At 71.1% G+C, this 12,678-nt stretch carries 9 protein-coding genes; 4 read left to right on the top strand and 5 right to left on the bottom strand.

Annotated features, from left to right (window positions below; translation table 11 throughout):
• Nucleotides 1–189: 189 nt before the first annotated feature.
• On the top strand, nucleotides 190–2,031 hold the full coding sequence (locus ACZ5VQ_RS41100; protein WP_469109464.1) for a phosphatidylglycerol lysyltransferase domain-containing protein: 1,842 nt from the start codon (nucleotides 190–192) through the stop codon (nucleotides 2,029–2,031).
• Nucleotides 2,032–2,123: 92 nt separating this feature from the next.
• On the top strand, nucleotides 2,124–2,825 hold the full coding sequence (locus tag ACZ5VQ_RS41095; RefSeq protein WP_469109463.1) for a hypothetical protein: 702 nt from the start codon (nucleotides 2,124–2,126) through the stop codon (nucleotides 2,823–2,825).
• On the opposite strand, the gene ACZ5VQ_RS41090 is transcribed toward ACZ5VQ_RS41095, so the two are convergent.
• Entirely contained in the window at nucleotides 2,762–3,529 is a 768-nt protein-coding gene (locus tag ACZ5VQ_RS41090) for a hypothetical protein (protein WP_469109462.1), read from the bottom strand. The genes ACZ5VQ_RS41095 and ACZ5VQ_RS41090 overlap by 64 nt on opposite strands.
• Nucleotides 3,530–3,589: 60 nt before the next feature.
• On the opposite strand from ACZ5VQ_RS41090, the gene ACZ5VQ_RS41085 reads away from it, so the two are divergent.
• Nucleotides 3,590–4,393, top strand: a complete 804-nt coding sequence (locus tag ACZ5VQ_RS41085) for an adenosylcobinamide-GDP ribazoletransferase (protein WP_469109461.1) — start codon at nucleotides 3,590–3,592, stop codon at nucleotides 4,391–4,393.
• 429 nt (nucleotides 4,394–4,822) lie between these two features.
• On the opposite strand, the gene ACZ5VQ_RS41080 is transcribed toward ACZ5VQ_RS41085, so the two are convergent.
• From ACZ5VQ_RS41080 to ACZ5VQ_RS41065, 4 genes are all read right to left on the bottom strand, one after another.
• On the bottom strand, nucleotides 4,823–5,467 hold the full coding sequence (locus ACZ5VQ_RS41080) for a spherulation-specific family 4 protein (protein ID WP_469109460.1): 645 nt from the start codon (nucleotides 5,465–5,467) through the stop codon (nucleotides 4,823–4,825).
• A complete protein-coding gene (locus ACZ5VQ_RS41075; protein WP_469109459.1) occupies nucleotides 5,464–6,987 on the bottom strand; it encodes a hypothetical protein in 1,524 nt (507 codons plus the stop codon). The genes ACZ5VQ_RS41080 and ACZ5VQ_RS41075 overlap by 4 nt, the downstream gene beginning before the upstream one ends.
• Nucleotides 6,984–8,507, bottom strand: coding sequence for a GT4 family glycosyltransferase PelF (gene pelF / locus ACZ5VQ_RS41070; protein ID WP_469109458.1), 1,524 nt, complete (start codon nucleotides 8,505–8,507; stop codon nucleotides 6,984–6,986). Before pelF ends, ACZ5VQ_RS41075 begins: the two co-directional genes overlap by 4 nt.
• A gap of 93 nt (nucleotides 8,508–8,600) precedes the next feature.
• Entirely contained in the window at nucleotides 8,601–10,646 is a 2,046-nt protein-coding gene (locus tag ACZ5VQ_RS41065; RefSeq protein ID WP_469109457.1) for a hypothetical protein, read from the bottom strand.
• Nucleotides 10,647–10,929: 283 nt separating this feature from the next.
• On the opposite strand from ACZ5VQ_RS41065, the gene ACZ5VQ_RS41060 reads away from it, so the two are divergent.
• Nucleotides 10,930–12,480 carry a leucyl aminopeptidase gene (locus tag ACZ5VQ_RS41060; RefSeq protein WP_469109456.1) on the top strand — a complete coding sequence of 517 codons (1,551 nt, stop codon included), beginning with the start codon at nucleotides 10,930–10,932 and terminating at the stop codon, nucleotides 12,478–12,480.
• The last annotated feature ends 198 nt before the right edge of the window (nucleotides 12,481–12,678 follow it).

The raw sequence follows: 12,678 nt of genomic DNA, 5'->3' as shown, positions 1-12,678 counted from the left end.
TTTGCCGGGTGCGGGCCGGTGGGGGCTGGTCGCGCAGTTCCCCGCGCCCCTAAAGACGAAGGGGCGCGGGGAACTGCGCGAGCAACCCCCGCTCACCCGCACCCGCACCCGCACCCGCACCTCAACGCAACCACCCCACCCCACGCAGTAGACGCTCGCGCACAACAGTGCCCTATATGATCCCGTTTCATGGGAAGCGCCCGAATCGCCGTCAAGCAAACCCCGGTTCCGGAGCCAGAGCGGGCCCCCGCCCGCACAGGCGACGGCGCCCGCCCGACCACCCCCGCCTCACGGCGAGCCGCCGCGTTCGCCGTCTGGTACCTCCGCCTCGTCGCGTTCCTCAACTTCCTGAGCGCCGTATGGGTCTCCCTCGGCCAGGACGTACGCCGCCACAACACCGAGAACTACTTCACCCCGTACCTCCTGACGGCGGGCTTCGCGTCGGGCGCGTTCACGATGTTCCTGGCGATCACGATGCGCCGCCGCAAACGAGCCGCCTGGATCCTCAACCTCGTACTCAGCGGGCTCTTCCTGCTGCTGTTCGCCTTCGCGATGGTCTTCCCGGAGATCCGCGCGTACCCGCAGAACTGGATCTCCCTCGCCCTGACGGCCGCCTTCGTGGCGTCCCTCTTCGTCGGCCGACGCGAGTTCTACGCGAAGGGCGACCGCTCGAACCCGAAGCTGGCGGCGGCCGTCGCGGTGGGCGGACTGCTGCTCTGTTCGCTGCTCGCCGCGCTCCTGGTGACCGTCACGAACGACGCGCACGACGCCGGCCGTTCGACGTTCCCCGACCGCTGGCGCTACGGCACCCTGCGGCTGATCTCGGTCGCCGCCGACGACGCCCGCTTCCCCGGGATCACGACTCCCAACTGGGTGAACGTCACCATCAACGTGCTCAGCACCCTGCTGGTCCTGGCCGTCTTCTATGCGGCCTTCCGTTCCCGCCGCGCCGTCGACCCGCTCACCGAGGGTGACGAGGAGCGGCTGCGGACGCTGCTCGACAGGAACGGCGACCGCGACTCCCTGGGCTACTTCGCGCTGCGCCGCGAGAAGAGCGTGGTGTGGTCGCCTACCGGCAAGGCGGCCGTCGTCTACCGCGTCGTGAGCGGTGTCTCGCTGGCCTCCGGCGACCCGATCGGCGATCCCGAGGCGTGGCCCGGCGCCATCGACCCCTGGCTCGCCGAGGCGCGTGCCCACGGCTGGATCCCGGCGGTGATGGGCGCGAGCGAGGAGGCGGGGACCATCTACGCACGCCACGGCCTGGACGCGCTGGAGCTCGGCGACGAGGCGATCGTCGAGACGGCCGAGTTCACGCTGGAGGGGCGGGCCATGCGGACCGTCCGCCAGGCCTACAACCGCGTCCAGCGCGCGGGCTACGAGGTCCGCATCCGGCGCCACGAGGACATCCCGGCCGACGAGATGGCGTACCTGCTGAAGCGGGCCGACGACTGGCGGGACGGGGCCACCGAGCGGGGCTTCAGCATGGCGCTGGGGCGGCTCGGGGATCCGGGCGACGGCCGGTGCGTGATGCTCGAATGCACGAACAGCCGCGCGGGGGAAGGCACGGGGGAAGGCACGGACGAGCTGAGAGCGGTGCTCTCCTTCGTGCCCTGGGGGCCGCACGGGCTCTCCCTCGACCTCATGCGGCGGGACCGGGACTCCGAGAACGGACTGATGGAGTTCATGGTCATCCAGCTCCTCCAGCGGGCCCCCGAGATCGGGATCACGCAGGTCTCGCTCAACTTCGCCATGTTCCGTTCCGTCTTCGAACGTGGCGCGCGTCTCGGCGCGGGCCCGGTACTGCGGCTGTGGAGGTCGCTCCTCAGCTTCTTCTCGCGCTGGTGGCAGATCGAGTCGCTGTACCGCGCCAACGCCAAGTACCGGCCCATCTGGGAACCGCGGTTCCTGCTCTTCGAGAAGAGCGGTGACCTGCCGCGCATCGGCATCGCCGCGGCCCGCGCGGAGGGGTTCCTGGAGGCGCCGGGCCTGCCGAAGTGGCTGCACCGCAAGCACTTGGAGTCGCACAGATGAGTACGCGCAGATGAGGCAGACGAGACAGACGAGTACGTACGGACCCGTGGTCACCTGCCGATGAGCACGCGTGAACAGAGCGGCGCCCGCCCATGAGCACCCTCGCCCGGATGGCCCGCGCCGAATGGGGCCCGCTGTACGCGGCCGTGCGCGCGGGCCTCGTCGAGCGAGGCCGGCGGGCGATCCCCATGACGGTCGCCGCGGTGTGCCTGACGGCGCTCATGCAGTACGCGCAGAACCAGCCGTGGGGCTACCAGTTCGTCCAGAACATCGGTGCCGTCCGTGCCGAGGACCCGCTCTGGCCGGCCCTTCTGCGCACCCCGCTCTCCCTCTTCGTACCGGCCCTCGACCTGCCCGTCTGGGGTGCGCTCGCGCAGATCCTGCTCGTGTTCGGGATCGCCGAGATCTGTCTGGGCTGGTGGCGCACGCTCGTCATCGCGTACGTCGCCACGCTGGCCGGCACCCTCTACGCGCGCGTGGGCATCGCGCTGGGCCCGCACGGCTTTCTGGGGCTGCCCGCCTCGGACTCGATGGTCGTGGACACCGGGCCGTCGGCGGCCGTGGTCGGGCTCGCGGTCTTTCTCTGTTGGCGGTATCGCGCGTACGTCACCGCGGGGGTCGTCGTCGCGGCCATGGTGGTGGAGGTGCTGCTCAAGGAGAACCTGGCGGGCAGGGAGCATCTGGCCGCGATCGCGGCCGTGCTGGTGCTGTGCGGGATCTCCGAGCTGCGTCACCGGCCGCCGGGCAGGGACCGCACGGGTTCCGGGTCCGGTTTGCCGCCGATCCAGTCCTGAAGCCTGCGGCGGGGGCCCGCCCAGCGGCGGTCGTGATGGTAGGCCCGCAGCTGGGCCTTGGCCCGGGCCCGGTGCCGTCTGCGGTAGAAGCGCGTGGCCCACGGCGAGCCGGGGCGGGCGAGACGGACGGCGCCGACCAGGGCGACGAGCGGGACGATCACACCGAAGATCGCCATACGTGCCTTGCCCTTGCTCAGGGCCAGCAGCGAGATGAGGAAGTTCAGCCCGATGCTCACGATGACGCCCGCGCGGTCCTGCAGTTCGTCCTCGGTGAGGTCGTTGACGCCGAACGGCAGGAAGCCGCTGAGCATCAGGCCCACCAGGGCCGCGGTGAGCACCACGACCTCGACGCTCTTGCGGCCCTCCTCGCTCCAGTAGACGTCGTCGAGGTGCAGGATCAGCGCGAACTCGTCGAGGACGAGACCCGCGCCGATCCCGAACACCACGGCGAACGCGGCCGAGCCGAAGCCGTGCCGGCCGCTCGCCACCGCGCCGAAGCCGCCGATCACCGTCAGGACGACTCCGGGGACCACGTGGTGGATGTGGACACCGCCAGCCTCGACGTTGCCGAAGGGGCCCTTGCCCGCGCGGATCATCCGGACGACGATCCGGGTGATCACAAAGGTCAGTACGAAGGAGGAGAGCGCCAGCAGCAGCGGCAGCTTTCCCGGTTCGGTGATGTTCCGTGTCCACCAATGCCCCATGTGCGCACTTTATCCGCGGCTGCCGTGGGCGGCTTCCGGGCCGCCGGGTAACCTGCGCCGGTGTCCAAGCCCCCGCCGGAAACTCCCGGGACCTCCTGGCCCGACGGCCTCCGATTCGCCTTCGGCACGCTCACCGTGCTGCCCGTCGAGGTCACGCGATGGGACCGCGAGGCCGCGCGGGCGGGGATGCTGTGCGCGCCGGTCGCCGGGCTGGTCGTGGGTCTCGCCGCCGCGGCGCTCGGCCTGTTCCTGCTGGTCCTCGGCGCGGGTCCGCTGCTCGCGGCCGTGGCCTCCGCCGCCGTTCCTGCCGCCCTCACGCGCGGCCTCCATCTCGACGGGCTCGCCGACACCGCGGACGGGCTGGGCAGCGGCAAGCCGGCCGAGGACGCGCTGCGCATCATGAAGCAGTCGGACATCGGGCCGTTCGGTGTCATCACCCTGGTGTTCGTGCTGTTCGCCCAGGTGGCGGCGCTTGCGGAGGCCTACGGCGGCTCTTGGGGGCGGGGGGCGTTCGCGACCGTCGTGTCGGCGGTCGCGGCCCGGCTCGCGCTCACGCTGGCCGCGCGGGTCGGCGTGCCGCCGGCTCGGCCGGAGGGGTTGGGGGCGGCGGTCGCGGGGACGGTGCCCCTGCGGGGAGCTGGGCTGGTGGGGGTCGGTGTGGTCGCCCTCGCGGCGGGGGCGGGGTTGTTCTTCGGGACGTACGGGCTCGTGCTGGGGGCGGTCGCCGTGGTCGCCGCGTGCGGCTGCGCCGAGCTGCTGCTGCGCCACTGCGTTCGCCGGTTCGGCGGAGTCACCGGAGACGTGTTCGGAGGATTGGCCGAAACTGCCGGTACCGCGGCGCTGGTGGTTCTTGCTGTGGGGTGACAGTGCGGGTGGGTGGGGGCTGGTGTTGCGCAGTTCCCCGCGCCCCTGGGGTGCGTGAAGGTTCCGGTGGAATACGACGTGCACGTCGGTCCGTGACTGAGTGCGCAGTTCCCCGCGCCCCTGGGTGCGTGGAGGTTCCGGTGGATTACGACGTGCACGTCGGTCCGTGGCCGAGTGCGCAGTTCCCCGCGCCCCCAAAAAGACAAAAGCCGGGGCGCAGCCCCGCTTTTAGGGGCGCGGGGAACTGCGCGCTCAGCCCAAACCCACCCGCACCCAATACACGAGGGCCAGCCCCACCACCCAGGGGCGCGGGGAACTGCGCGACCCCAGCCCCCACCCACCCGTACCCAACACACCACGCAGACCCCTCCCCACCCCAGGGGCGCGGGGAACTGCGCAACCACCCCCACCCACCCGCACACGAAGAACTCAGCCCGCCCGCAAGGCATGCGGCAGCGTGCCCCAGGGGTGGGCCCCCTCGCCCGGGACCGCGCAGTGGATCGTGGCGCCCCGGGTGCGGGCCAGGTCGCCCACGGGGGCGCCCGGGGGCACGCCGTGGACCAGGTGGCACTGACGGGTGCGGCCTCCCGTGAAGGGGGCCGGGCGGAGGCTGCGGTAGGCCTCCCAGGTGCCCTCGAAGGTGACGAGGACGTCGGCGAGGCGGGCGTACGCGGGATGCGGCGGTGCCCCGTGGTTGAGGGCAATGGTCGTGCAACCCGTGCCCCAGGCGGACGTGGCGAGCCGCTGGTAGTAGCCGAAGTCGCCGAGCCCCGAGGCGACTTGGTCGAGGAAGGCGCCGTCCGCGTCGTACCAGTCGCGGTAGCGCGTGAGATCCCGGACGACCTCCGTGCGCGGTCTGCGGCCGTAGTCGGTGTCGGCGTACCCGAGCACCCGGACGCCCTTCCCCCGCAGCCGCTCGGCGACCTCGGCGAAGGCCGGGTCGGGGCGCTCGCCGGGCCCGCTGGCCGGGTTCAGCACGACCCCGTAGAGGCGGGGCGCGGCCTCGACGATCGCCTCCCATTCGGCGGGGCGGACGGACGGGTGCTCGTAGTACGGGACGAGGAGGGTGCTCATCTGTGGGCGGTCGCCCTTCCCAGTTGCCAGCAGACCAGGGTGGCCAGCACCGCGGCAGCGGCCCCGTACACGACGAGGCCGACCAGGTGCGGGCTCACCCCGTCCGCGAGCAGCGCCCCGGCCTGGGCGAGCCCCGCGGCGCAGCAGACCACGGCGGCGCTCAGGACGGCGCCGAACGACTGGAGCAGCAGGCCGGTCCAGAGGACGACGCCGAGGAGCAGCAGGGCGGTGAGCCGTACGCCGCCGAGGCCGGGTGCGTGCGGCCAGAGGGCGGCCGTGGCGAGGCTCAGCAGGAACAGCGCAGCGAGGTAAGCGGTGAGGCATTTGACGAGGGTGCCCGCGGTGGTCCGCCAGAACTCGCGTGAGGTGCTGCTGGAGCGCAGTCCGGCGAGGCTTCCGCTGCGGAACCGATAGAGCAGCCACTCGGCGGGCCCCATGCTCAGCGTGAGCGCCACGGCGGCCGGGGCGGCGACCGCGGCGGTCGACGACACGTCGGCCAGGACGTCGCCGAGCGCCACGAACACGACGAGGACGCCGCTGCCGAGGCCGAAGAAGGCGTACGGCAGGGAGCCGGCGAGCCAGGGCGAGGCGCTGCGCGGCCGTTTGGTCTCCTGGGCGCCGCCGAAGGGCAGCAGGGCCGCGAACCCGGCGGACCAGCCGATCCGTGTCCCGTCCCCCGACTGCCGTACGGCCGGGGCGACTTCGATCGCGGCCAGCGCGCCGACGATGCCGAGTGAGCCGAGCAGCAGGCCCAGTCTCGCGGCCTCGGGGACCGGCTGGGCCATCGCCAGTACGGCACCGGCCGCCATGGGCAACAGGGCGGCCAGCAGGGCCCGTTCACGGCCCATCACGAGCAGTACCGTGGCGGCCGCGAGGTAGCAGGACTGGCCGGCGGCGAAGGCGACCGCGCCGAGGTGCCCGGGGGCGACGGCGAGTGCGACGAGTGAGCCGAGCAGGGCGCCCATGGGTGCCCCGACGAGAAGCGAGCGGCGGGAGGCCGCCTTGTCGCCCAACCCCAGCCAGGAGTACGCCCGGTGGGCGAGCCCCTGGTTCCAGGTCCAGCCGCACAGGGCGCCGGCCAGCAGCGGGACCGTACCGGCGGGGAGCCCGAGGCCGTCCTGCGGGCCCGCAAGGAGAGGTGCCCCGAGGACGTATCCGAGGCCGGGCAGTGCGAAGACGACGCCTCTCAACAGGCAGCCCAGCAGACCGATTTCCCAGGGATCGTGGGCCGGTCCCGAGGGTTCGGGATGGCGGCGCTCGACACGCTCGTACAGCTCCTCGGCGAGCGAGAAGGAGTCCTTGCAGCCGTACTTCTCGCGTATCTGGTCGTCCGACATTCCGTCGGACTCCAGGAGCGCGGCTATCTCGTCCGGGTGGACGGCGGCGGCTATGAACTCCTCCAGCCGTTTGGCGAGTTCGTCCACCGGGTCGGGCTCCGCCCAGCTGGGACGGCGTTGGCGCGGCACATAGGGCAGGGTGTCGGGCCGCGAGCCGGGCGGCATCCGGATCGATCCGCTCACCAGCCGGTCCCGTCCGTCGCGACGGCCTGGTACCAGGGGTCGCGCAGTTCGAGGGTCCAGTCGGCGACGGTCTCCAGCGTGGGCTCGTACACCTCGGGCAGGCCCGCGAGCTCCTGGTAAATCGTCCGGAAGGCGTCCACGGAACGGCGGAGCGTGAAGCGCTCGATGACGCGCTGGCGGGACAACCGGCCCAGTTCCAGGCGTCGTTCGTCGTCCCTCAGCAGGACGAGCGCGGCGGCGGCCATCTTCTCGGGCTCGCGCGGCGGCACCACGAGCCCGGTGTCGCCGACCGCCTCGCTGACGCCGCCCACGTCGGTGGAGACCGTGGTCCGGCCGCACGACATGGCCTCGATGATCGAGAACGGGAAGCCCTCCGAGATCGAGGAGAGCATCACGACGTGCCCGGCCGCGTAGGCCCGCCACACCTCGCTGATCCGGCCCTCGAAGGTGAGCCCGTCCGTGGCGCCCAGTTCGGCGGCGAGCTTCTCCAGCCTGGTCTTGTACGCCTCTCCGCCGGGCGGCACCGGGCCGAACAACCGCAGCCTGGTCTCGGGGAGTTCGGCGCGCACCATGGCGTACGCGCGTAGCAGCGTTTCGAGATCCTTGATCGGGTCGACGCGGCCGCACCAGGTGAGCGTGGGTACGTCCGGCTCGGGTCCGGCGTGCGGGAAGGCGGCGGGGTCGACGCCGTTGTAGACGGTACGGATCTTGTCGGGGTCGGCGCCGCCGCGCTCTTCCCAGCGGCGGTTGTACTGGTTGCACGGGGTGATCAGGTCGGCCGCCTTGTAGCCGAGGGTGTTGAGTTCGCGGTAGAAGCCGAGCATCAGGGCCTTGACGGGCCACCGCTGTGCGTCGCTGCGGTAGCCGAGGTAGCGCTCGCGCAGATAGATGCCGTGCTCGGTGAGCAGGAACGGGATGCCGTCCAACTGCCGTGCGGCCAGGGCGGGAAGCGTGGCCAGACCGCTGCCGGTGGCGTGCGAGACGGAGTTCTCGGGCAGCCGGACGCCCAGCGGGCGCAGCGCGTGCTCCAGCAGGTCGGTGGCGGTCAGCGCGTCGTGCACGGTGGGGCATGCCTGGGCGATCTGGAGGTGCGGCATGGTCCAGATCCACATCAGCGAGCGCAGCGCGGCCTCGGTGCGCAGGGCCGCCGACAGCTTTCCGTCACGGGCGAGTTGGGCGAGTTCGTAGAAGGCCTCGCCGAAGTCGCAGTGCGCCTCGGGGTCGAGGAAGGACAGCAGGAACCGCTCGTAGGTGTCGATGAAGCGGCGGCGGGCGGGGCCGCGCGGTGCGCGCCGGGATCCCTGCAGCGTGCCCCACAGCGGTACGGACGTGTGCTGGTAGACGTTGCCCGGCAGCTCCCAGGTCACGGGTTCACGGCCGTTGCCGGCGAGCGAGACGACGTTGAACTCGACTTCGGGCATCCCCTTCACGAGCTGGTCGCACCAGGTGCTGACCCCGCCGTGGACCAGTGGATACGTGCCCTCCGTGAGCATGGTGACATGACGGCCTGTGCTCATCATGCGTGTTCCCCCCTGGAACATTTCTTACGGCTCGGTGGCGCGCCCCGGCCGGTTTTGGCCGGGGCCCGCGTCGTGCTGCGGCGCTTGTCTCCGTTATGCGGGCAGTCTCAGGGTGAGGGCTGTCTGCAGAGCGTCCGGCGTGGTCCAGGCCGATCGCTCTCCCGCGTACGGCGTCCCGAACGCGGTGGTGCCCAGCAGGAGTTGCTTGAGTGTCCCTTCGGGTGCGGTCACCGGGATCTGTGTCCCGGACGGGGCGGTGACGGTGACGGTCGTGCCGACGCGGTACGCCGTGACGTCACCGTCGGCGACGGCCTCCTGCCAGGCGGCGCGACGCTTCAGTTCGGTGCCGATGGCGCTCTGCCGGGGGTTCTGCAGCGGGGCGTTGTCGGCGTAGAGCGCGCGGTAGTCGGCGAGCACCTTGTCCAGGACCGGGTAGAGCAGCCGGTCCTCGGCCAGGTTGGACTGGTGCACGTAGTGCGGGCGCGGGTCGTTGCCCACGGCGTGGCCGAGGGCGGTGCGGGCCTCCTGCGGGAGGATGTACGACTCGAAGCCGGTCGCCGTGTCGAGCGGGTCGTCGAGGCAGGTCGACGTGGGGTTGTTCTCGCAGATGCCGCTGCCGCCGTCGGCCTTCGAGGTGTAGATCCAGTTGTACTCGTCAGTGATCTCCTCGGCCGTGCCGACGTTGTAGTACACGTTCATCGGGTAGCGGGGCACGGTCAGGGTGCTGCCCACCGAACGCTGCTGCGGTTCACGGGAGTTGTCGGAGGCGGTCCAGTCGACACCGTTGTCCGCGAGGGCGCCCGCGAGGTTCGGGTTGTCGTCCGGCTGCTGGGGCAGGGTCTTCAGGCCCGAGTGCTCACCGGTGACCAACTCGCTGCTGTCGACGGGCAGTCCGTGGCTCGCCGCCCACAGGTTGTTTTCGCGGATCTCCGCCGAGATGTCGGCGCGGCTCATGTACTGGGTCGAGCCGTCGGCGTTCTTCGCGCAGCTCCACGGCACGGTGCTGGTGTCCTGGACGCAACCGAGGAAGGGGTGCGTGTAGGTGTGGTTGACCCAGCGGTACTCGCCCTTGTCGGCGAGGAGCTGGTCGGTCAGCGCGTCGACGTTGCCGTTCTCGCTCTTCCACTCCTCACCCGCCCCGGCGTTGTAGACCATGTCGAGGGTGAAGCCGCTGTCCCGCTGCCACTGGGCGGCGTACACCGCGTCGGCCGCGGTCATACGGATCGGCGTGGTCCCCTCGCCGTCACCGCCCACGCAGTCGAAGTCGCCGGGGGTGCAGTTGCGTTCGGTGTCCCAGCGGCTGTCGGGCGCGAACACATCATCGACATGGACAGAAAAATAGTTCCTGTTCTGACCAAGGTGTACGCCCTGAGTCAGCCATTCGACAATGCCGCGGGCAAGGACGCGGAACTGCTGCTGGTAGTGGTTGTAGGCGAAGGTCACGACGAGTTCGCGACGTCCGTCGTGCGCGTACTCGCCGATCAGGCTGCCACGGCCGCTCCCGCCGGGCACCGCGATGTCCACGTAGCTGGTGAAGCCCGCGCGGGGCCGGGCCACGTAGCCGTAACTCTCCTGGACGGAGGGCGAGTTGTCCTCGAATGCGAGGGGGCCGTCGAGGTAGCCGAAATAGCCCGCCCCGCCGGCCGTGGTGACCGCCGCCTCGCGGCCGTCGAGCGTGCCGGCCCAGCCGCCCGCGTTCGTGTAGTCGAGGCCGACCCCGGGGTGCGCCCAGGTGTAGGCGTCGACCTGGGGGATGCCGAAGGTCCTCTCGTACGTCTCCAGGGCCGTCTGCTCGGCCGAACCGGACCCGAACGGCGCCTCGTTGGGCAGTACGACGCCCTGGTACTTGGCGCGCGGTGCGCCGTCAGCTCCGTCAGCGGGTTCGCTCAGGAACGCCTCGGTGATGGTCGGGCGGCCGGAGTCGTTCAGGTCGACGGTCGTGTACGGGATGCCGGTGGTCTTCAGTTCCTCCGTGATGGCTTCCACGGGGCTGTCGCCGTTGTCGACGACGAGCACCTTCAGATCGATGCGCGGCTCTTCCGCCGCCGAGGCTCCGGGAGTTCCCAGCCCCAGGCTCAGCAGACCGGCGGCCGCCATGACAGCGGCCGCGTTTCTCCATCTGTGCGCACTCTGCGCCATGTTCCGCCCCTCCCCCCACAAGATCCCCTGATGGTCGTTTCGAGGAGGATCCGTGGAAATCATGCAAAGCGACGAGTGGGTTACTCATCGCAAACAGCAGGAGTGTGTCTCAGGTCACAGAAGTGAGGGGTGATAAGTGGCCAGGCCACCACGCACGGATGAACGTCCGCTGGAATGAGCGAAACGCGCCACCGCGCGTAGGCTCGTGCCCGGGACTCCACCGCCCCGGCCGGCCTCACCCCTGACGGCCACAGCAACTCAATGGAAGCGAGATTTCACCACCGTGACTGCTCTCACTCTCAGCACCGCCGCGGCACCCGGCCTGCGGGTCGACGCCATCGTCGTCGGTGTCGCCAAGGGCACCGGGCCCAAGTCCGGGGACCTGGTCGTGGCACCGGGCGCCGAGGCCGTGGACAAGGCGTACGACGGCAGGCTCGCCGGCGTTCTGGAGACCCTCGGCGCCTCGGGCGGCGAGGGCGAGGTGACGAAGCTGCCGGCTCCGTCCGGCTTCAAGGCACCGCTCGTGCTGGCGGTCGGTCTCGGTGCTCTGCCGGAGAAGGACGGTTCCTTCTCCGGGGAGACCCTGCGACGGGCGGCCGGTGTCGCCGCACGTGCCCTCGCCGGTACGAAGAAGGCCGCTTTCGCCCTGCCGATCGAGGACGCCGCCGACGCGGGCGCCGTCGGCGAGGGCGCGCTGCTCGGCGCGTACTCCTTCGACGTCTACAAGGAGAACGGCAAGAGCAACGGCAGCGGGAAGGACGCCAAGAACGGGAAGGCCCCGCTCGCCGAGGCCACGCTGCTCGGCGGCAAGCCTCGCGACAAGGCGTTCAAGGCGGCCATCGAGCGCGCCACCGCCGTGTCCGAGGAGCTGAACCGCGCCCGTGACCTCATCAACACCCCGCCGAACGACCTGAACCCGGAGGCCTTCGCGGCCGTCGCGCAGGCCGCGGCCAAGGAGCACGGCATCAAGGTGCAGGTGCTCGACGAGAAGGCCCTGGAGAAGGGCGGCTACGGCGGCATCCTCGGCGTCGGCGTCGGTTCCGCGTCCGCGCCCCGCCTGGTGAAGCTGTCGTACACCTCCTCCAAGGCGAAGAAGCACCTCGCCTTCGTCGGCAAGGGCATCACCTACGACTCGGGCGGCATCTCGCTGAAGCCGGCCGGGCACAACGAGACGATGAAGTGCGACATGAGCGGCGCCGCCGCCGTGTTCGCCGCGGTCGTCGCCGCCTCGCGGCTGGGTCTTGAGGTCAACGTGACCGGCTGGCTCGCGCTGGCCGAGAACATGCCCTCCGGTTCCGCGACCCGCCCCGGCGACGTGCTGCGCATGTACAGCGGCAAGACCGTCGAGGTCCTCAACACCGACGCCGAGGGCCGGCTCGTCCTCGCCGACGCGCTCGCCAAGGCCTCCGAGGAGACCCCGGACGCGATCGTCGACGTGGCGACGCTGACCGGCGCGATGATGCTGGCGCTGGGCAACCGGACGTTCGGTGTCATGGCGAACGACGACTCGTTCCGTACGGCGGTGTACGAGGCGGCCGAGGAGGTCGGCGAGGCGGCGTGGCCGATGCCGCTTCCGGACCACCTGAAGAAGGGGATGGACTCCCCCACCGCCGACATCGCCAACATGGGCGAGCGGTACGGCGGGGGACTGGTCGCCGGACTCTTCCTCAAGGAGTTCGTGGGCGAGGGGATCACATGGGCGCACCTCGACATCGCGGGACCCGCCTTCAATGAACAGGGGCCGTTCGGCTACACGCCCAAGGGCGGGACGGGGTCGGCCGTACGGACGCTGGTGCGGCTGGCGGAGATCACGGCTGCGGGTGACTTGGGCTGAGGATCGCCCACTGGTCCGGCCCGGGCCCGTCGTACGGCGGGTGCGGGCCGGCGGGGGCCGATCGCGCCCACACGGCGGAGCCGCGAATGGATGCAGCCTCTCGCCCCTGAGGGGCGCCGGGCCCGGTCATGTGATCGATCAGACGTCTCACTGCCCGGCCCGGCGTCCCGCTCGGCGCCGACAGGTGCGAAGATGGGT

The organism is Streptomyces sp. NPDC033178, from assembly GCF_055577685.1.
Note: the sequence above shows the minus strand (reverse complement) of the source record. Positions and strands in the feature narration are given on the sequence as shown.